Genomic DNA, 19263 nt, shown 5'->3' with positions numbered 1-19263 from the left:
AATCTATAAAAAGGTTTCGGTATTTGTTAAAAAAATCCTTTAGTGATTTTCTCTAGTTTATACAGCAGAAAAAAATAAGACGAGCTCAGAAGAAATACTTTTAACATTAAGCTGTTTCGTATGTCCAAGTCCCTTCTTACTTATTAATTCAGCATTAGGAAGCACTTTTACTAAAGCATCTGCTCCGTCACGAAGCATTAAAGGACTTTCTGTACCTTTAAGTACAATTGTTGGCACTGTAACGTTATTCCAAAAATCTTCAGGCAATGACTTTCCTTCCATATATCCTTCTAATAATGTCGCATCGTACGGAAGGGTATGTGCAACCGCCATAAGCTTGGACCAAACACCAGGCATCATACGCATCATAGTTACAACGAATGAAGGAGCCCCCATGCCCTTCGTCATGAAATATTTAATCGTATCGGCACTGCGATCATCAGCAACAAGTTCACTAACCTTTTTTGAAAAATCCCTTGGTGGTACATGATCTTTGTCATTGACGATAAATGGTGGTTCGTGGAGCGCTAATTTTGCAATGCTCGCTCCATGAGCAGCTGCTTGTAAAGCAAGAACAGCTCCTGATGATAACCCCCAAACGAATGCCGTTCCTCCTGCTATTGAGATAATTGCATCCAGATCTTCATACTCTCGTACGGGTTCATACTGTTCTGCGTCACCGCTATCCCCACGGCCACGTCGGTCGTATGTGTAAACTGTAAAATGGTCTGATAATAATTTTGCAAGTTTAACCATGCCTGGGAACTTTCGATAACTGAATGCGCCTCCGATTAAGATGAGTGAAGGTCCATTCCCTACCTTGTCATAAACAATTTTTGTTCCATCTTTTGAAATTACAGTATTCATATGAATCTCTCCTTAGCATTTCAATTGTTTTTTAAGTTGATTTACTTATACGACGAAGAGGAGACGATAATATCGACACACTTTTTTAATACTTTTCAGTTTTTTTTACAGAAAAAGAATAATCGCAACGAAGTCGCTGCGATTATGATTGTTACCCCACTATACTCTTAAAAAAAATTTTATAAACTAGCGAACTTGATTCTGCTTTCGATAATGCTGCATCTTCTGATTGAATTGAAATCCTAGCACTTTAAAATAGATAGTGAACCCAAGTATGCCGCCCAGATAAAGAATGTGAAACAGAACCAACATCATATAAAATGTTTTACTTCCCCACTCGAACCAGTTAAATACTTGGGCCATCCCTATTAAAACGAAGCCGAGAATAAAATATTGTATGATCAGTTTCCAACTATTTGTTAACTTTACTTTAGTGTCCTCCGTCCAAAATAAGTAATGCAAACCAGTAACCAGAATACTGATAAAAAAGATTTGAACGATCATCTCGAAGGCGATCTCCCTTTTTCCGAGCATATAGCCGAACACAACATAGATGATGATTCCTGCCGAAAAGAATAAGCTCATAATCGTTTTAAATGCTACCGTATACGCCATTACTTTTTTAAACATATCATCGCCTCCTTTAATTTAAAAACCTAACTTTGCCTTTAAAACAGGCACATACTGACGGGACACTAATAGGTTCTCTCCGTTCTCCATTTTCACTTCTAACCTGCCTCCAATTCGTGGGGAAATGGATTGTAATCGATCGAGATTCAATATACTTGCTTTTGTAGCACGAAAAAAATTCACATCACCGAAGAGCTCTTCAATTTGATACAACCTTAATGACACCTCATAGACCGATTTTTCGGTATAAGCAAATGTCTTTTTATCAACTGACTCAAAATAATAAATATCATTTGGTAAAAGAAGATAGACCTTTCCATCCTTTGTACCCAATACTTTTCTTTCAAGGGACCTCAACGAAGTTAGAACTTTAATAACTTCATCATTTAACATTTTGCATTTCACAATGATTTCCAAGCCTTCATGATCATCACTTTCAAGTATTGTAAGCTTCATCTCACGCCCCCTTTATGTGTTTCACTTTATTTTTAACCAGTATATGTCATGATCTTCTCATCGTAAATCCACTTCTGACCAACCTGTCACAAGCCGTTACCAAGTTGCACACTCAGCTTCATGAATAACAAAAATAATTAACGTTCAGTTTATTAGAAATGCTAGTTACTCCTAATCCATAATATTAATCATTAAAAAAACACTTGTAAGTTACACAAGTGCTATCTATGTCAATTATTCAATTCTCTTCTTACAATATCTAAGAGGACGGTGTTCTGATCGGTCTGGATATCACCTTTGTTTTCAAGGTTTTTCAAGTAGTAAGGTAGTTCCAACACATCCTTCAGTCTTCCTTCTGTTAAGAATGGAACGGTAACTTTTAATCGGATGTCTTCTCGCTTTACCGGTAATGTCGAAGCGAGGACATAACCCCAATCCACACCCGTCTTGTTAGAGAAATTATGAAAAGGAATTGTGAAAAGTCCACATTCTTTTAACGTCTTTTCGATGCTCCACATATATTCTGGCATCAGGTTGACGGTTGAACAAGCAATGGATACAACACCACCCGGGTTTAAGTGTTCTTTTAATTGATGATAAAACTCTAAAGAAAACAATTGGGATAGACTTGGACATCTTTCAGTCGGTTCTGGTATGTCTACAATGATCACATCCCACGTTTCTAGGCTTTCTTCTACAAAATGTCTGCCATCTTCAATCACCGTTCTCACTCTGTGATGATTTAATGAACCCTCATTGAATGTAACTAAACGATCGAAGTTCTTTCCAAGATCCATCATCTCCGCATCAACATCTACAGCGATAATTTCCTCAACGTTCTCATAACGCAAAACCTCTCGCACACTGATTCCGCCTCCGCCACCGATGATTAAGATGCGTTTAGTCTCTTTCGCTGCGGCCATCGGAACATGTACGATCACTTCTGCATACTCATTTTCATCTTGTTTCGTGCCAAACATGATTTCACCATTGCTGTAGACCCATACTTCTCCTGAGACATCGATTAGTGCAATTCTTTGTGTCAACGTTTTGAACGTCTGAATCAGTTTGAAGTCTCTTTCGGGTCTCTGACCATCATTTATATAGAGTTTAAGTGAGCCACTTCCCAAAAACCTCCAATATAAATAACCACCCGCTTCTATTATAAAAACTGCGGCTGCACCGATCGCTAGCCACATGAGTTCATCCACTATAAACACTCCTTATTTTTCAACGAGCTATATGCTCATTCTTATTCATGCATCGGACATGTGGTGTTTAAATCTTTGTGTATAAACAAAATTTAGGCGTGTGCATATACTAATGCGACAATCATTTTTTTGGAGGTTATCTTGATGAGCTATATGAACCCACAACAACAGCAACAAGACACCGGACAACAGCAGAGTGATGGGCAGCAGCAAGCACTTCAACTATCTCTTCAACTCATTAGAGAAGCTGTTGCTGGCGAAAGGGAAGATGAATTATTTTACGACTATTTAATTTCTGAGGCACCCACAAACGAACAAAAATTAATCATCGCATCTATTCGAGATGATGAGAAAAGGCATAACAAACTCTTTAGAATGATCTACAAAGATCTTACCGGCCAAGAAGTTCCACCAATGAACGGAGAAGAGTTTCAGAAACCGAAAACCTATAAAGACGGACTTGTAAAAGCGCTGTTTGGCGAACTTGCTGCCGTAGAGAAATATCGCGTTATTCGCCAAGGACTTCCTAATACGTATTATCGAGATATTCTCTTTAACATCATTACAGATGAGATCAAGCACAGCGCTAAGTACAACTATTTATTCACGTTAAACAGTACATCAAGTGCTCCTCGTTCTTTTCATCAAGAACACAGAATGCCTCAAACGGAGAGCTTAGCAGACCAATGGGTTTCGTACATTGATCCGTTAGTACAAAGAGCATTAAAAGAGACCGAAGAAGGCATTAACTTAACTCATCTCTATCAGGAATTTATTTTATCTGGTGTTCTTGTTGGTCAAGGATTTACACCTCAACAAGCTATTGAACAGGTAGAAGAGTGGGAAAAAACAGGAGAGTCTCAGCTGTTGAAAAAGAGCAAGATGATGGGAAACCAAGGAAGATAGGAGAAGAGAGGGATGGAATCTACACAAACATTTTCAAAGCCTTTTATTGGCGATCAATTTCCGGAGATGACGGTTCATACAACCCTTGGGGAACTTGTCCTCCCAACAAGCTATCAAGGTCATTGGTTTGTCCTCTTTAGCCATCCGGGTGACTTTACACCCGTATGCACAACAGAGTTTGTTGCGTTTCAAAAGCTCATGCCTGAGTTTAAAAAGCTCAACACTTACTTAATCGGATTATCTGTAGAACAAGTATACTCACACTTAAAATGGATCGAATGGATACAGCAGAATTTAAAAGTAGAGATTACTTTTCCGATCATCGCGGATAGTCTAGGCCGGATTGCTACTAGACTAGGAATGATACACCCTACGATGGGAACAAGAACAGTACGGAGTGTTTATATCGTAGATCCGACAGGCAAGATTCGTCTTATCCTTACGTATCCTGAAAATGTTGGCCGTAATATCAACGAGATCCTAAGAGCGGTTAAGGCGCTGCAGACAGCAGATAGAAATAAAGCAGCAACACCTGCAAACTGGCCGAAAAACGAGCTTGTTGGAGACCGTCTTATCGTTCCTCCAGCTGCCACAGTACAAGAAGCTAAAAAACGGGCAGAACAAGCACAAGCAGGAGAGATCGAGTGCTACGATTGGTGGTTATGTACAAAGCCTCTTCATGATAGATAAAGAGAGCAGCCTTTGATTAGGCTGCTCTCTTTATCTCCACACATTCTCTATGCCGTTTTAATTTTAACGATAAAATAATAATATTTATACATCACCACAAGAATCAAAATCACTCTTGCGATCATACTGTCTGTAAGGATAAAAGTAATCAAGATCATCGAATCTGAAAACAGGCTGATCATGATCTTTTTCTTTTTAGTGAGCGAACGATTCCTAACAAAATCATCTAGATGTTTTTTATAAATGTCGGTTCCTTTAAACCACACTTCAAACTTTTTTGAACCTTTTACGAAGAAATAAGATGCCAATAATAAAAGAGGTGTGGTAGGAAGCAACGGCAAGACGATACCGATAACGCCTAAACCTAGGAAAAAGAACCCCAATGCTACAAATATGATATTTTTAATTTTCATTGGGATTCTCACTTCCTTTTCCTTTTAAAATAGGTTTATTTGTATACATTGTTGCTTTTGTTAGTTGTTGGTTTCCGCTCCAGGTTGCACGCTTTCCACGGGGCGAACGGTGAGCCTCCTGCCGCTTTGCGCCATTAGGAGTCTCCATCTGACCGCTTCAAAGTTGTCTCTTTGCTCCTGCGTCTACAAGTTTATGCTAGAAAGTGGACTTCCTCGTCGCATGCCTTGCGAGAAGCTTCTCATGTAGCAGGCAGGCAACCTTCCGCTACAACCAACTTACAAAGAAGAAAGAAAAAAACTACAACTATAACTTTTAAAGAAACCTTAAATTTTGTTTACATTTTTATATAACAAACGCCTTTCTTTCCTTAGTGGAGCACCTTTAAAGAGTGCTTCTTCCTCTTCTGTCTCAGGAATGACACTCGGTACCGGAAACGGCTTACCGTTTTGATCAATGGCCACCATCGTTAAGATTGACGTGGTGTTCAACGTCATGTTCCCCGTCTCTAGATTTTGACACTCCACTTTTACGTATACTTCCATAGACGTTCTTCCCGTTGAGATCACTACACCTTCTAATATGAGGATGTCTCCCACTTTAGCTGACGATAAGAAGTTTACATTATCAATGGATGCGGTGACAACCACTTTCTTGCTGTGCTTCATGGCGGCAATCGCTGCGATTTCATCAATGTACGATAAAACGGTACCACCGAATATCGTTCCCATGTGATTCGTGTCAGGCGGCAATACCAACTTTGTTTGAATCGTTCTTGAGATGTTTGCTGATAACTGCTGTTCCATACCATACCCTCTTTTCTGAAGCTTGAAAGCTCCTCTTATTTTGAGGGAGTTAGTGAACAAAGAAAAATACCCATCACGAAAGACGGGTACGTAAGAATAAATAACAGAAAGAATGATCTATTAAATACCCCTCGTCCTATCTTCCCAACTCCCGAAGAAGATCAACGCTATAAAGATGGCAGGTCTCCTGACTCGTGCATCAGCCTACTCTAAGCCCTTCCCGTCAGATAGACAGTGGTTTTGCTTATTTCGTCAGCACTTACAGTTGCGGGTACAGTCCTGGCCTCACACCAGATTCCCTATTAAGTCTGCAACAGACACCATAATTATCGGATCTTATGAAATTTTGAATCTATCTTATTGTACCACTAACAATTTTTACTTTTTACAAAACCTTTTAGTCTTCTTCATATCACGTTTAAAATCTCCTGCTATTCTTATCTCAAAAGACTGGGGAGGTTTTCTAATGATACGTCCAACAGCATTAATCCTTACAGCTAACTATGGCAGCGGTCATGTTCAAGTGGCTAATGTCCTCGCTGAAGAAATGAAGAGTAAAGGATTTCAACCTGTCATATCTGATTTATTTGGTGAAGCTCACCCCATCATGTCCCAAGTTACGCAATCCATATTTATCAAAAGCTTTTCACACGGCTCTTCTTTTTATAAATGGTTTTATTATGGAACAAACAAATTGAATGCCAATACGATTACACAATTCTCTCGTTATTTAGGAAGAAAAAGATTTCTAGAATTGATTAAAGAACATCAACCCCGTTTTGTAATAACAACCTTTCCCCTTCACGCTGCGCCATTTCTTATTAAAAAATCACGGTTTAACATCCCCATCTATACCGTGATCACTGATTATTTCGCTCATCCATTTTGGATCAATCCAGCGATTGATCATTATTTTGTTGCATCTGATTCAGTCAAAAACGGACTGATCAAACATGGTGTGGCAGAAAATAGAATTACTGTTAGCGGTATTCCCATTCGTTCAGACTTTTATCGCCCAATTCATAAAGAGAAAGTGTTTACTAAATACGGAGTTACGCCAAGTAAACGTGTCGTGACGATCCTAGCTGGTGCTCAAGGTGTGCTAAGGAATGTTAAGGTTCTTACTCAGCTTTTATTAAAAGATCCTTCTCTGCGAGTAATTGTAGTATGTGGCAAGAATAAAACGTTGTATGAGAAATTAACACCACTAGCCGAACAACATCCAGGTTCATTCCGATTATTCGGTTACGTAGACGAACTTCATGAAGTCTTAAAGATTTCACATTGCGTAGTAACCAAGCCAGGTGGCATCTCCATTACTGAAGCTGCTGCTGTAAGAGTGCCACTTATTCTATATAAGCCCGTTCCTGGCCAAGAAGGAGAAAATGCTAAGTATTTTGAAGAAAAAGGTGCTGCAATAGTTGTTCATACCGCAGACGAAATTGTGGAGAATGTTCAGAGGCTATTTAATAACGAAGCTTTATTATGTAACATGCAGAAAAGTTTAGAACTCATTCATAAATCTCACTCTTCCTCATTGATTGCTGATTATGCTGTTGAAGATATACAACAGCTAACTCAAATTACACGTTAAGTAGCTATTGATGGATATAGCTTCTGATAAAACTGGGCGGGGTTTGCGACTACTATCTTGAGAAATTTTTGAAATAATACTAGAAATTTCGGATTTATTCCGGCGAGTTTTGGTCATAAACCGGCGAGTCGTCACACTTCGACAAGACACACTAGCCCTATACCTCCTACCTCAACATAGCAGTGCAAACTTAACTTATTCGCGCACTCCAAAAAATAAACTGGCAGAATCGCTATCATCAGCGTTTCTGCCAGTTTTAAAACTTTAATCTTCCTTAGCACAGTCTTCCGCAATGGCCCGAAGGTCTGCATAGAAAAAATCATCATTGCATAAAGGGGAATGTTCCTTTTTATTATCATAGCTCTCAACGATTTCCTTCAATTCACCCGTATCACCTTTTGCATTGATGATCTCTACTAACTCATTCATTCCGTCTGATGTTTCTTCATCGATTCGTTCCTCATTCTTATCCTTCATATCTATCCCTCCTATACGTTTTTAGCTTCTCCACTCAGGAAAATTTTACACAGAACAAAAAAGTCCCTAACCTATGTCAGGGACTTCAATGGTTATTATTATCTTAGAAATAAATTAGCTTACTGAAATAGCATCTGTTTCTTTGTTGCTGTTATTGGTCCCTCTGTTTTTCACGATCTCTGCATAACGGTATGCGCTATCTTTCCAGATTCGCTCCTGAGAATCAAAATCTACGTAGATGATTCCAAATCGTTTGTCATAGCCGAAGCTCCACTCAAAGTTATCCATCAGAGACCATAGGTAGTACCCTTCAATATTCATGCCTTCATCGTTCAGATCAGAAACCGCTTGAAGATGCTTTTCGATATAATCCACACGGCCAGAGTCGTGGACGCGTCCGTTCTCTAGCACGTCATCAAAGGCTGCACCATTCTCGGTAATATAGATAGGAAGATCCGTATACTCCTGTCTCAATCTTCTGATCAGATCTTTAAATTCTTCTGGCGCTATGTCCCATCCCATGCCGGTCTTTTCATAATCAGAATGAGCCCCTCTATGTAAGAAGTCATTCGCTGCAGAGAACTCAACAATCCCTCGGCTATAATAGTTGATGCCAAAGAAATCACAAGACGTTGAGATGATTTCCATATCCCCTGCTTTAATAAAATCATACGAATGAACGTATTTAGAGAACAGGTTCATCATATCAACAGGGTACTGCCCTTTGAAAACAGGATCTAAGAACCAGCGATTGGAATAACCGTCAGCATTATTCGCTGCAAGCTGATCGTTCGCAGAATCTGTTTTTGCATAGATCGGTGACAGGTTTAACGTAATACCGATCGGCGTTTTGGATTGAAGCTCGTTCTTTAAATATTGTACAGCTTTTCCGTGAGAAAGAAGCATGTGGTGTACCGCTTTAACAGCTTCGTCCATGTTCGTATGTCCTGGCGCATGAAATCCTTGATGATAACCTAAGAAACCAGCACACCACGGCTCGTTATGCGTAATCCAAGAATCCACCTCTGCATCAAGCTCTTGGAAGCAAACTTTTGCTAACTCCATAAACCAATCGACTGACTCACGGTTTACCCATCCGCCTTCTTCATGGGCCCATAGTGGGAGGTCCCAGTGGTAAAGCGTAATCGCAGGTTTGATTCCTTCTTCACGTAAACGCTGCGTTAATTTCTTGTAGAAGTCCATTCCCTCTGCATTCAAAACACCCTTTTCAGGAAAAATACGAGGCCAGGAAACTGAGAAGCGATACGTTTCTACGCCAAGCTTCTTAATCTGCTGAATATCTTCTTCAAATCGGTAGTAATGATCACACGCTATGCTTCCATTATGCTGTTGATATACTTTTCCAGGCGTATCACAGAACGTATCCCAGATTGAAAGTGTTCTGCCTCCTTCAAGACGAGCTCCCTCAATTTGATAAGAAGATGTTGCTGTACCAAACACGAATGACTTATTAAAATGCATAACTGTTTCTCTCCTCTATTCTTTGATAGAACCTGCTGAAATGCTGTTAACGATATATTTTGATAAAAATAGGAACGCTACCATGATCGGCACCACGGAGATCGCGATACCTAAATACATAGACCCCAAGTTTTGAGCCACTTGTGAACCTTTTAAGAAGCCCATCAACACAGGAAGCGTGAACTTTTCAGGTGAGAATAATACAACTAACGGCATGATGTAGTTGTTCCACGACCCGATAAACGTAAAGATAGACATGGTCGCGATCGCTGGCATCATGATTGGAATCGCGATCGTATGAAAGATTTTAAATTCACTTGCTCCATCAATTCGTGCCGCCTCAATCAAACTTGGATGCAGCGTTGTTAAAATGTACTGGCGCAGGAAGAACACCACGAAAGGACTCGCTGCTGCGGGAATGATTAATGGAATATACGTATCCAATATCCCTAAGTTCTTACAAAGCTCATAAAAGCCGATCAACCCTAACTGGCCTGGGACCATCATCATCACTAACATGAAAACGAACATCGCATTCTTGCCCTTAAACACGTAGAACGCAAAACCATAAGCCGTTAATGCTGAAAAGTAACCCGACAATAATGTCACGAGAACGGAAATGATTAAGCTGTTCTTAAAACCCGCCCAAATATTGATATAGCTCATCATCGTTTGATAGTTTTCAACGATTGCACTACCTGGAAGCAAGGTGAAGCCTGAAAGAATTGCTTCATTTGAGCGTGTGGCGTTAACAAGCATCATTAAGAACGGAATGAAACACACGATTGCCATAACGATCAATACGGTATAGATCAGAATTTTTGGTATGCTGACTTTTCGCTTCGGTTTTGTTTCTATAACACTTTTCTTTTCAACAGAATTTGAAAGGCTATTATCTACCGCTGTTTTTCCTATCATGCTTTACACCTGCCTTGGTTGTTTACGTTCTTTCCCATACATCCCTTTGAAAATGAAAGCAGAGAAGATGAGCGTTATAACAAATAGCCCGTATGCGACTGCTGCAGCATATCCGTAATTGTTATACTTGAAGGCTTGATTGTATAAATAGAGCACCATCGTATTTAACGAGCCATCTGGTGATCCTATTCCATCTGTTAAAAGCATCGGTAGATCAAACAATTGAAGACCTCCAATGAGCGAGGTAATCATGATATAAAGCAGGATAGGCTTCAATAGCGGAATCGTAATCTTAGAAAACGTCTGCCAGCGATTTGCACCATCGATCAATGCTGCTTCGTAGTAGTCTTTCGATATACCTGATACGCCTGCCATCACAACGATAAAAGAGTGCCCAAACCACATCCACGTTAAAATCAATGAGATCGATAACTGTGCACTCGTTGGTTCGTTAAGCCAGTTGATCGGATCTGAAATGATTCCTACCTTCATCAACATCATGTTTAATGAACCGTGCTGCCAATCTAGTAAAATCCCGAATAATAGAGCAACCGAACTGATCGTAATTAAATTTGGTAGATAAAAGATCGCTCGAAAGAATGCGATACCTTTTAATTTCACTCTCATATCTGAAAAGATCATAGCCAGGATAAGAGCAAGTCCCATTTGAAGTGCGAAGTTCACACCCCATATCTTCCATGTGTTAAAAAAAGCTTCAACAAAATATGTGTCTGTAAGGAGTCGTTTATAGTTTGCTAAACCTACTAACTGTGCTTCACCACTGCCTGTATAATTTGTAAAGCTATAATAAAAGGTTAGGGCGACGGGATATATACTGAACACTAAGAAGACGAGCCAAAACGGAGCAATAAAAAAATAGCCATAACGGTTTAAATTTTTCATCTCTCCTCCCCCTTTCAATAGATAGGTCAGTGGCGAGAAAAAGTTTCCCGCCACCGTCCATAAAACTTATTTTTTCGGTACTTTGATGTCTGGATAAGCATTTTGTGCTTTTTGATAAAATTCTTTAATCGCTTCTTTTTTAGATTTCTTACCTGTTACATATTGCTGAACGGCATTTCCGTAAAGCGTATCTAGCTGCTGATCGTACTTCGTCACGATCCCAGGTGTAATCTTAGTAGATTGATCCAGGAAGAATTGATAGTTGTTCTGTCCACCTAAGAATTTGTCGCTAAAGTCATCTTTAATTGTCTCTGTTACAGGTAGATAAGAAAGGACATCACCTGTTTCTTTACTCCAAGATGTTAAGAACTCATCGTCTTGTGTCATCATTTTCACAAATTTATAAGCAAGTTCCTTATTATCCGATTTGTTGTATACACCAAGCCATGTTCCACCCCAGAAATAAGGACTCGGACCACTCGTTACCGCCCAGTCACCAACAGATTCCTTAACATTGGTTTTCAGGACGCTATGTAATCCCCATGTAGGAAGAACATATGAAAACACTTGCGTTTCTTTTTCCTTGCCACCCTCTTTTACCTTGATCGGCTTATCCATGCCTTCGAACCAAGATGGTGACCATTCAGGTGCTAGAGCAGTGTATTGATTATCACGAAGCTTTTTCGAGTAATCCATGTACTCCATTTTTTCTTCCGTTAACTGAAGCTCATTCTTGTCGTTTACCCAAGGCTGTGGATTGTCACCTTGTGTGAACCAGCGGATCGCACCTTCATCTGGGAACATGCTATAGCCTTTTGACTTCATCTTTTCTGCTACTTCAAACACCTTATCCATAGAGCTCATCATTTCACCAACTTGAGTTGGATCGTCTGTTCCTAATACTTCCTTTGCAATGCTTCGCTTATAATAGATGCCTCCTGGCGTTGTTTGCCAAGAAAGAGCGCGTACATCGCCATCTTTATCTTTACCAAGGTCAAATACATAAGGTACATACTTATCAGAAAGCTTATCTGCGTTATAAGGCTTTTCAGATAAGTTCTCCCAATAGCCTGCATCAACCCATTGTTTTAAGAATGCAATCTCGCCCGTGAAAACGTCAGGAGCTCCAACACCACTCTCAAGTACTGGCTTTAACTTTGTCGGGTAGTCAGCGATCGGAACAATCGTTAACTCCACTTTTACGCCGTTCTTTTCCTCAAATGTTTTGATCGGTTTCTTTAATTCATCTGTAAACGACCAGATTCTTAGATCAACATCTTTCTTGCCATTACCAGATGTTTTCGAATCGCTTGAACAACCTGCAAATAATCCCACCAACAAAATCGATACCAAAAAGATACTTAACTTCCTTTTCATGTATAAACCCCTTCCTTCTTTAAAATTTATAGAGCGAAAGCGGTTTCGTTTTGTTTCAAAATAAATATTCGAAACCGCTTTCGAATTATCCTAAAAAAATTTTTATTTTTTTTGTGAGCATGATTCTCGAATGATTAGTTCGACTGGAATACGTTTGGATGTGATCAGTTTTTTCTTTTGGATAATTTGTTTCATCAACAACTTTGCTGCTTGGTATCCAATCATATCCGTATCTTGCTTAATCGTCGTTAACTTCGGTGTAATGTATGCTGCCATTTCAATATCATCATAACCGATGATTGAAATATCTTCGGGTACAGATAAACCCTTCTCTTTTATGGCCTCAATTGCACCGATAGCCATATGATCTCCTGCAACAAATACCGCTGTAGGTACATCATCTAACATCAACAGCTTTTCCATGGCCGCTTTGCCTTCACCGATTGAGAACAATCCACCATTGATAAGGTAGCCTTCATGAATCGGCAGGTTCAACTCATTCATCGCTTTTTTAAATCCTTTAATTCTTTCTGCACCTGCATCAGTTAAAGCATCGCCAGCGATATGAGCGATCTTTGTATGACCAAGTGAATGCAAGTAGTTAACTGCCAGCTTTCCACCTTCAATATTATCCGAGAAGACAAGACTGCAGTTCTGTTTGTTCATATCTATAACAACGATAGGAATCGTGCTGTTTATCATCTCTTGTACTTGCGGATCTTGTGGATCAGAACAGATTACTACAATGCCATCAACGGCACGGTAAGAAAAGTGTTCCAAATAGCTGATATCCCGATTACGCAGATTTCTTGAAGCGAAGATCAGATCATATCCCTCTCGTTCTGCATTCTTTCTAAAACTTTCTATTATGGCACTAAAGAAAGGATGTTTCATTCCTACTTCATTCGATTCAGAAAACATCACACCAATCGTCCAAGACTTTTTTGTAGAAAGCGATTGGGCATGTGCATTAGGCAGATATCCCATTTCTTCGACTGCTTGTAGAATCTTCTGCTTCGTTTTCTCACTCACATCAGAATAGTTATTGAGTGCCTTTGAGACGGTTGTCGTTGAGAAACCCGTCTTTTTTGCAATATCATAGATTGTAGCCATTGTTATCTCCTCTTTACCGAAAGCGCTTTCGTTAATAAAAATTATAACTGACAGTAAAATAACTTTCAATATAAATTTTCTAACTTTTTCGAACAAAAAAAGACAGGGGACTTTTTATCCAACCTATCTTGCATGACTTTATTTAATCTCTAGCTAGAAACAGAGAGGAAATTTCAATTGCTTTCTCGTACTGCTTCGTATCGGCATAATAGTGGTATAGCTGCTTTCCAAACTTATCGATCCTGCTAAATTGATTATGAGCTTGAAAAAATGGCATTGCTATATTTTCTAAGTAACTGAAATAAGCCTCCATCTCGCCCTTTAAGATATACAGGTGAAGTTGAAACAAATGCAAATATAACTGGTGCTTTACCATTTTGGCTGCTGTTAATCCTTCTTCTGCACTTTTTAAATTCTGCCTTTGAGACTGAAGTTTTCCATCGATACTATTGTCCAAAAAATTATACAATCGATTTAAATAGATCGCTGTTTTTTTATCAGCCATCTTTAACGCTTTTCGATAATAGATGTGCGCATTCTCATAATCTTTTCTTTTGAAAAATTCAAGCCCTAGATTATGCAGAAGCATTCCGATAATACCAATTTCGTTTAGCGTTTCACTATCCTGAATCAACTGAAGGTAACGGTTAACTTTTTGTTCAAATTCATGCTGAGTGGCGCATTCTATTTGAAGCAGCATGACTGATTCTGCTTGGATGGCTCTTGAGAAGTTGTTGTTTCTCTTAAAATAGTCCACTGCTTTTTTGGCATTGATATAAGCCATCGTTTTTGATTCAACCCATTGATAAGCCATCGCTAAATGATAACAGTATTCTTCATTTCCATAGGCAATCTTATCAATCGTACTCAAGAGCTCGATCGCTTTCTTGCGATTCTCAACATAAAAATTGTTGTACTTCTCCAAATAATAGATTCCTTTTACATGCTTATACATGTTGTATTCAAAAGGAGTCAGATGCTCAGTTTTTATTCGGTTTAAAATCTCTGCTGTTTTTTGTGGCTCTTTTTTTAAAAGATAATAACGAGCAAGCACTAGCTGATAAAGTGCTGCATGTTTTGAGGATTTAACAATCGGAAATTGATCTAATTCACTTTTTGTTTTCTCTACTTCCTTCATTCTTTGCATGATAATAGAGTTGTGCCATTGATGAAGTTTCTTCTCCATATCTTGAAAGAACTGCATCTCCTTCTGTATGTCGATATCTAGCCGTTTTGAGAATAAGGTTATAATCTCCGTTGAATACTTCGTCTGCCCCCGCTCAATTTTACTAACATGTGTTGTCGTACAAATATCTTTGCCCAGTTGCTCTTGAGAAAGTCCTCTTCTTTTCCGATAAAATTTAATAATTTCTCCCTCGATCATACGTGTCTCTCCTCATGAACAAATGTTTAATGATAAAAGTTTCTTTCTGAATTATTTTTTTCCTTCTAAAGTCATGTTTTTGAGTCTTAATGCTCACCATTTTTCCATAAAAAATCCACGAAAGAATACTCTCTCGTGGATCACATTGCTTATTGAGCCGGTACACCAATCGCATCGTATGCTGCCATTACCGCTTTTGTTTCGGCAGATGGAGCTCCATTTCGGTCTGGATAAAGATCTCGAGCGGATTGAATCGCTGCAGCACGCATCTCTTTGAATCCTGATGACGGTACAAGATAGTTCGTTAACGCACGGTAAAAGATTTTCTCTGTTTTCGAACGTGTGATACCCGTGACTTTAACTCCGTGGTGCTCTCCTCCTTCAGAGATGAGATAAGCTGCTTTATTGTTGATGGAGCTGTTAATATGAACCCCACCCTTATCCAGTTCACCTAAGTAACGGTCTTCATAGTGATCAGGATATGCATTATCCTTCAATCCATAAGCTGCAGATAGCTTTCTGGACTTAGGATTACTCATGGAACGAAGTCCGCCATCACCAGGTACGTTTGGTGTGTAAATGTCTTCACCCATCTCCCACTCAGATGGACTTGTTAATCCGTGTGAATGCATCTCAGACAACGCACCGAAGATATCAGCTAGTGATTCATTAATCGCACCTGATTCTCCTTGATAGGTTAAGTTTGCTGTTTTTGAGATTACACCATGTGTCATCTCATGACCTGCAACATCCATCGCACCTGCTAATGAACTGAACAGAATACCGTCACCATCTCCGTAAAGCATCTGCTTTCCGTTCCATGCTGCATTGTTCCATTTAGACCCAATGTGGACCGTGCTTATGATCGGCATTCCGTTTCCATCGATACTGTTACGTTTGTGGATATTTTGGTAATACGTATTTACTTTGATAGAGTTCGTATGAGCTGAAACCGCTGCTGGATCAGCAAAGAAAGACGTACCTGTTTCTACTTCAAAACCTGAGAACCCAAAAAGTCCGGATAGTAGGATGAAAGGTGTCTCACCCATGCGGTTCGCTTTGTACGTATGAACTGGGACGATGTTCGGATTCGTCGTTGTTCCTCCTCCTATTGCCGCACCATGCAGATAGCTTTTCCCGGATGTACTATCTTTTACAGCGATAAAATTTTGAACTTTACCGAATAAATCTAGTCCTCTTCCTGTTATCGGTGTTACTGCTGGAGCATCTGCTTCATGTACCGCGTTAAACTGATCAACAATCTCTCCAGTAGTTGCATCAATAAAATAATGAAAATACCCAGGTGCAGGAACAGAAGTCGAAACTTTGACTAAGTATGTTAAGTAGTTTCTTCCTTCATGCGGATAGATTGTTAATTCGGTTTCTACTCCGTCATACTGCTTAACTTCTCCAATCTTAGCAACTACTTGCTCTTTCGCTGTTCTTTCTGCAGCTTCCTTCGATATGGACGGATCTGTCGAAATGATCGATCGACCTAGTTTTTGAGTTACCTTCCCAAATGATGCGTACACATTGTTGTTTGCATCTAATGCAACGGTTTGTCCACTGCCGTAGATGGGAATCCCGTTGTATTGCTCAATAGTACGCACGTGGTATGTATTTGTGCTACTATCTGTAAACTCTTCTACGATCTTAAACTGCTCTCCTATTGTAGATGCTGATTTCGCTCCAACCTCGGAAACGACCTGTGATTGAAGATACGCTTTAACGATTTCAGCTTTACTCAACCCTTCAGGAGCTTGGAATAAAACAGTTGTAGGATTCGCGTGTGCATTAGATCCAGGTAATGAAAATCCTCCAAGTGTAACGGACAATGCTAGAACTGCTGGAATTACCACTTTTTTGTTCAATCGTTTTTGTCTTTTCTTTTTCAACCCATTCACCTCTTCATCAAATTGTGCTTCCGGAATAATTCCAATTATTAAGAACATTACAAATGTGGTCAATTGGGTTAATTTATCCTTAGTTTTTCAAGGGTTAATAGCTTTTAAGGACTTCATTCGACAAAAAATGTCCATATTTCTTGAATAATTAACCCAATAACAATCTCGAACACATTCTGCAATAATAGGGTCAAATCACTAGACGAGGAGGGCTGATATGAAAGGCAAGCTTCATAAAGGAACTGTTCTATTGGGGTTGTGCTCTCTATCTTTTTATTGTGGTGCTCAAATTACCGGTCAAACTGAAGCTGCCTTTTCAAGCCGAGCTCAAATAAAACCGGTTGAACTTTCAGCTGCAATTGTCTTTCCAGACACAGTGGGAGATCTTAATGGAAAAGCTATGATCATTTATTCGGACATACTCTCTCTATACAATACCGTTCCGAACGCCGCTGATGATGCAAGTTTACAGGAGCTAAAAAAAACGATCGAGAAGATTACAAGAATAGAACAAGCACTTCACTCACTTCTCAATGATTTTCAAGACATACATAATGAGCTCTTGAACTATGAGAAACAGGTAAAGAATCTGGATTCAAAGACATACCAATTTGTCTATGAAGGGTGTAATGAGGCAAACGAATTGAGCAAAAAAATAAAAGAAACAGTGAACTTACAACCTATTAAACAATTACACCATTCTATTGAAGTTCGTATCAACAAGTTAGAAGATGCTGAGAAGATTGAAGGTCCCATTAATTCAGCAGAGATGAAGAATGCTACTGATCAAATAGAACAAAACGAATTTGCTGATGATTCTATTCAAAGTGAAGGAGAAACAAAACATGACGAAAAGACTGTTGAAATTCACGACTAAACTAGCAAGTACCTCTTTTATTGTATTGCTCTGCTTGCTTGCTTTTATCATCCTATCGTCCCGTGTTTCAGGATCAGAACCTTCCGTTTTTGGCTATCAGATTAAAGCGGTATTATCTGGATCGATGGAGCCTATCTTTCAAACAGGGTCTATCATCTCTATTAAACAGACAGACGATAACACTACCTTTGAAAAAGGCGACATTATCACTTTTCAAATGGAAGATAAGCTGATTACTCATAGAATTATTGATGTTGAAAATAAAAACGGACAAATTTTCTATCACACAAAGGGCGATAACAATGACGGACCTGATATGTGGTCAGTTCCTTCAAATGATGTGGTTGGAAGCTACACAGGATTTACGATTCCTTATGCCGGATATGCATTAAATGTAACTCAATCTAAGGAAGCATCTGCACTTTTGTTATTTATTCCAGGGTTCTTATTATTAAGTTCAGCTGTCTTTTCTATAGTGAAAGCAGCTAGAAAACTAGATGTCGAAAAAGCATAAACTTGGGTTAGCTCTCTATGTATTTAAATCATACATACGAGTTTAATAAATTTATATTACATATCTATGGAGGTTGAGAAGAATGGGGTTTACGAAGACAATTAGCAAAGGCGTTATGACAGCTGCACTAGGTTTATCTTTAATGGGAGGAGGAACGTTCGCTTACTTTAGTGACACGTTTGAAACGAAGAACACTTTCGCTGCAGGTACGTTAGATCTTTCCATCAATCCAAACGCTGTGGTTAACATTGACAACATCAAACCAGGCGATGAAGTGTACCGTGAATTTACGTTTGAGAATAAGGGTTCACTAGACATCTATCAAGTACTACTAGATACGAAATATACAGTTGAAGATGCAAAATCAGATAATACAGATGATCTAGCAAACCACATTAAGATTACAATCATGTACAACACGAGCAGTGCAACTGTTCCTGTTGTTGAGACAACATTAGCCCAACTTAAAGAACAACAACCTGATCTAACAGCAATTGATGAATTCGTTGGTACAGTTCAGCGTCCTGATGGTATTCCTCCAGGTGAGAAAGAAAAAATGTTCGTATTGTTCCAGTTCGTAGATAATGGCGAAGATCAAAACCAGTTCCAAGGAGACAAGCTTAAAGTGGATTGGACGTTTAACGCGAAACAAGCACCAGGTGCTTATAACGACGATACGGATCCAGAGAATAACTAAGTTTTAGAACAAGCTAGAACTGCTATGATTAGCAGTTCTTTGCTGT

General features: G+C 39.2%; 20 protein-coding genes and 1 riboswitch. Of the genes, 6 read left to right on the top strand and 14 right to left on the bottom strand.

The window, feature by feature from the left end:
- Nucleotides 1-57: 57 nt before the first annotated feature.
- The 4 genes from IHV09_RS15010 to IHV09_RS14995 all read right to left on the bottom strand — a co-directional run bounded on the left by IHV09_RS15010 (nucleotide 58) and on the right by IHV09_RS14995 (nucleotide 3164).
- The gene (locus tag IHV09_RS15010; RefSeq protein WP_197264861.1) at nucleotides 58-867 is read right to left on the bottom strand and encodes an alpha/beta fold hydrolase; all 810 of its coding nucleotides are present in this window, start codon (nucleotides 865-867) and stop codon (nucleotides 58-60) included.
- Between the two features lie 186 nt (nucleotides 868-1053).
- Nucleotides 1054-1497: a hypothetical protein gene (locus IHV09_RS15005; RefSeq protein ID WP_197264860.1), complete on the bottom strand. Its 444-nt coding sequence runs from the start codon at nucleotides 1495-1497 to the stop codon at nucleotides 1054-1056.
- Between the two features lie 18 nt (nucleotides 1498-1515).
- Nucleotides 1516-1953 carry a LytTR family DNA-binding domain-containing protein gene (locus IHV09_RS15000; RefSeq protein WP_197132394.1) on the bottom strand — a complete coding sequence of 146 codons (438 nt, stop codon included), beginning with the start codon at nucleotides 1951-1953 and terminating at the stop codon, nucleotides 1516-1518.
- A gap of 230 nt (nucleotides 1954-2183) precedes the next feature.
- Nucleotides 2184-3164, bottom strand: coding sequence for a spermidine synthase (locus IHV09_RS14995; protein ID WP_197191907.1), 981 nt, complete (start codon nucleotides 3162-3164; stop codon nucleotides 2184-2186).
- A 144-nt stretch (nucleotides 3165-3308) separates the two neighbouring features.
- Here IHV09_RS14995 and IHV09_RS14990 point away from each other — a divergent pair, with 144 nt between their 5' ends.
- Together IHV09_RS14990 and IHV09_RS14985 are read left to right on the top strand one after the other, a co-directional pair.
- Entirely contained in the window at nucleotides 3309-4070 is a 762-nt protein-coding gene (locus IHV09_RS14990; RefSeq protein WP_197132388.1) for a ferritin-like domain-containing protein, read from the top strand.
- Nucleotides 4071-4082: 12 nt separating this feature from the next.
- Nucleotides 4083-4760: a peroxiredoxin gene (locus tag IHV09_RS14985; protein ID WP_197264859.1), complete on the top strand. Its 678-nt coding sequence runs from the start codon at nucleotides 4083-4085 to the stop codon at nucleotides 4758-4760.
- Nucleotides 4761-4807: 47 nt separating this feature from the next.
- Here IHV09_RS14985 and IHV09_RS14980 read toward each other — a convergent pair whose 3' ends face one another.
- Nucleotides 4808-5173 (bottom strand): YbaN family protein, encoded by a 366-nt coding sequence (locus tag IHV09_RS14980; protein WP_197191909.1) that lies wholly within the window; start codon nucleotides 5171-5173, stop codon nucleotides 4808-4810.
- A gap of 324 nt (nucleotides 5174-5497) precedes the next feature.
- Nucleotides 5498-5977, bottom strand: coding sequence for an acyl-CoA thioesterase (locus IHV09_RS14975; RefSeq protein WP_197264858.1), 480 nt, complete (start codon nucleotides 5975-5977; stop codon nucleotides 5498-5500).
- A gap of 160 nt (nucleotides 5978-6137) precedes the next feature.
- Nucleotides 6138-6317, bottom strand: a riboswitch (cobalamin riboswitch).
- A 126-nt stretch (nucleotides 6318-6443) separates the two neighbouring features.
- On the opposite strand from IHV09_RS14975, the gene IHV09_RS14970 reads away from it, so the two are divergent.
- The gene (locus IHV09_RS14970) at nucleotides 6444-7571 is read left to right on the top strand and encodes an MGDG synthase family glycosyltransferase (protein WP_197264857.1); all 1128 of its coding nucleotides are present in this window, start codon (nucleotides 6444-6446) and stop codon (nucleotides 7569-7571) included.
- A gap of 264 nt (nucleotides 7572-7835) precedes the next feature.
- On the opposite strand, the gene IHV09_RS14965 is transcribed toward IHV09_RS14970, so the two are convergent.
- The 8 genes from IHV09_RS14965 to IHV09_RS14930 form a co-directional block, all read right to left on the bottom strand.
- Nucleotides 7836-8048 (bottom strand): hypothetical protein, encoded by a 213-nt coding sequence (locus IHV09_RS14965; RefSeq protein WP_197264856.1) that lies wholly within the window; start codon nucleotides 8046-8048, stop codon nucleotides 7836-7838.
- A 114-nt stretch (nucleotides 8049-8162) separates the two neighbouring features.
- Nucleotides 8163-9530 (bottom strand): GH1 family beta-glucosidase, encoded by a 1368-nt coding sequence (locus tag IHV09_RS14960; protein ID WP_197264855.1) that lies wholly within the window; start codon nucleotides 9528-9530, stop codon nucleotides 8163-8165.
- Between the two features lie 15 nt (nucleotides 9531-9545).
- Nucleotides 9546-10322 carry a carbohydrate ABC transporter permease gene (locus tag IHV09_RS14955; protein WP_225218915.1) on the bottom strand — a complete coding sequence of 259 codons (777 nt, stop codon included), beginning with the start codon at nucleotides 10320-10322 and terminating at the stop codon, nucleotides 9546-9548.
- Nucleotides 10323-10451: 129 nt separating this feature from the next.
- Entirely contained in the window at nucleotides 10452-11351 is a 900-nt protein-coding gene (locus tag IHV09_RS14950; RefSeq protein WP_137791430.1) for a carbohydrate ABC transporter permease, read from the bottom strand.
- A 66-nt stretch (nucleotides 11352-11417) separates the two neighbouring features.
- Nucleotides 11418-12728, bottom strand: coding sequence for an ABC transporter substrate-binding protein (locus tag IHV09_RS14945; protein WP_197132370.1), 1311 nt, complete (start codon nucleotides 12726-12728; stop codon nucleotides 11418-11420).
- Nucleotides 12729-12830: 102 nt separating this feature from the next.
- Nucleotides 12831-13841, bottom strand: coding sequence for a LacI family DNA-binding transcriptional regulator (locus tag IHV09_RS14940; protein WP_197132367.1), 1011 nt, complete (start codon nucleotides 13839-13841; stop codon nucleotides 12831-12833).
- Between the two features lie 142 nt (nucleotides 13842-13983).
- Nucleotides 13984-15225 carry a helix-turn-helix domain-containing protein gene (locus IHV09_RS14935; protein WP_197132364.1) on the bottom strand — a complete coding sequence of 414 codons (1242 nt, stop codon included), beginning with the start codon at nucleotides 15223-15225 and terminating at the stop codon, nucleotides 13984-13986.
- A gap of 149 nt (nucleotides 15226-15374) precedes the next feature.
- On the bottom strand, nucleotides 15375-17192 hold the full coding sequence (locus IHV09_RS14930) for a M4 family metallopeptidase (RefSeq protein ID WP_370568983.1): 1818 nt from the start codon (nucleotides 17190-17192) through the stop codon (nucleotides 15375-15377).
- Between the two features lie 154 nt (nucleotides 17193-17346).
- Here IHV09_RS14930 and IHV09_RS14925 point away from each other — a divergent pair, with 154 nt between their 5' ends.
- The 3 genes from IHV09_RS14925 to IHV09_RS14915 all read left to right on the top strand — a co-directional run bounded on the left by IHV09_RS14925 (nucleotide 17347) and on the right by IHV09_RS14915 (nucleotide 19217).
- Nucleotides 17347-18006, top strand: coding sequence for a DUF4047 domain-containing protein (locus IHV09_RS14925; RefSeq protein ID WP_197264854.1), 660 nt, complete (start codon nucleotides 17347-17349; stop codon nucleotides 18004-18006).
- Nucleotides 17975-18520 (top strand): signal peptidase I SipW, encoded by a 546-nt coding sequence (sipW, locus tag IHV09_RS14920; RefSeq protein WP_197264853.1) that lies wholly within the window; start codon nucleotides 17975-17977, stop codon nucleotides 18518-18520. Before IHV09_RS14925 ends, sipW begins: the two co-directional genes overlap by 32 nt.
- A gap of 82 nt (nucleotides 18521-18602) precedes the next feature.
- Nucleotides 18603-19217, top strand: a complete 615-nt coding sequence (locus IHV09_RS14915; RefSeq protein ID WP_191754436.1) for a TasA family protein — start codon at nucleotides 18603-18605, stop codon at nucleotides 19215-19217.
- The last annotated feature ends 46 nt before the right edge of the window (nucleotides 19218-19263 follow it).

The sequence above is a fragment of the Fictibacillus sp. 23RED33 genome (assembly GCF_015903925.1).
In the GTDB taxonomy this organism is placed as follows: domain Bacteria; phylum Bacillota; class Bacilli; order Bacillales; family Fictibacillaceae; genus Fictibacillus; species Fictibacillus phosphorivorans.
Note: the sequence above shows the minus strand (reverse complement) of the source record. Positions and strands in the feature narration are given on the sequence as shown.

What these genes read in the sequence shown, in the direction of transcription:
- IHV09_RS14975 (WP_197264858.1), bottom strand. Translation starts at nt 5,977, where the DNA reads ATGGAACAGCAGTTATCAGCAAACATCTCAAGAACGATTCAAACAAAG.
- IHV09_RS14945 (WP_197132370.1), bottom strand. Translation starts at nt 12,728, where the DNA reads ATGAAAAGGAAGTTAAGTATCTTTTTGGTATCGATTTTGTTGGTGGGA.
- sipW (WP_197264853.1), top strand. Translation starts at nt 17,975, where the DNA reads ATGACGAAAAGACTGTTGAAATTCACGACTAAACTAGCAAGTACCTCT.
- IHV09_RS14955 (WP_225218915.1), bottom strand. Translation starts at nt 10,322, where the DNA reads ATGGCAATCGTGTGTTTCATTCCGTTCTTAATGATGCTTGTTAACGCC.
- IHV09_RS15000 (WP_197132394.1), bottom strand. Translation starts at nt 1,953, where the DNA reads ATGAAGCTTACAATACTTGAAAGTGATGATCATGAAGGCTTGGAAATC.
- IHV09_RS14965 (WP_197264856.1), bottom strand. Translation starts at nt 8,048, where the DNA reads ATGAAGGATAAGAATGAGGAACGAATCGATGAAGAAACATCAGACGGA.
- IHV09_RS14980 (WP_197191909.1), bottom strand. Translation starts at nt 5,173, where the DNA reads ATGAAAATTAAAAATATCATATTTGTAGCATTGGGGTTCTTTTTCCTA.
- IHV09_RS14970 (WP_197264857.1), top strand. Translation starts at nt 6,444, where the DNA reads ATGATACGTCCAACAGCATTAATCCTTACAGCTAACTATGGCAGCGGT.
- IHV09_RS14990 (WP_197132388.1), top strand. Translation starts at nt 3,309, where the DNA reads ATGAGCTATATGAACCCACAACAACAGCAACAAGACACCGGACAACAG.
- IHV09_RS14935 (WP_197132364.1), bottom strand. Translation starts at nt 15,225, where the DNA reads ATGATCGAGGGAGAAATTATTAAATTTTATCGGAAAAGAAGAGGACTT.
- IHV09_RS14960 (WP_197264855.1), bottom strand. Translation starts at nt 9,530, where the DNA reads ATGCATTTTAATAAGTCATTCGTGTTTGGTACAGCAACATCTTCTTAT.
- IHV09_RS14950 (WP_137791430.1), bottom strand. Translation starts at nt 11,351, where the DNA reads ATGAAAAATTTAAACCGTTATGGCTATTTTTTTATTGCTCCGTTTTGG.
- IHV09_RS14940 (WP_197132367.1), bottom strand. Translation starts at nt 13,841, where the DNA reads ATGGCTACAATCTATGATATTGCAAAAAAGACGGGTTTCTCAACGACA.
- IHV09_RS15005 (WP_197264860.1), bottom strand. Translation starts at nt 1,497, where the DNA reads ATGTTTAAAAAAGTAATGGCGTATACGGTAGCATTTAAAACGATTATG.
- IHV09_RS15010 (WP_197264861.1), bottom strand. Translation starts at nt 867, where the DNA reads ATGAATACTGTAATTTCAAAAGATGGAACAAAAATTGTTTATGACAAG.
- IHV09_RS14915 (WP_191754436.1), top strand. Translation starts at nt 18,603, where the DNA reads ATGGGGTTTACGAAGACAATTAGCAAAGGCGTTATGACAGCTGCACTA.
- IHV09_RS14925 (WP_197264854.1), top strand. Translation starts at nt 17,347, where the DNA reads ATGAAAGGCAAGCTTCATAAAGGAACTGTTCTATTGGGGTTGTGCTCT.
- IHV09_RS14985 (WP_197264859.1), top strand. Translation starts at nt 4,083, where the DNA reads ATGGAATCTACACAAACATTTTCAAAGCCTTTTATTGGCGATCAATTT.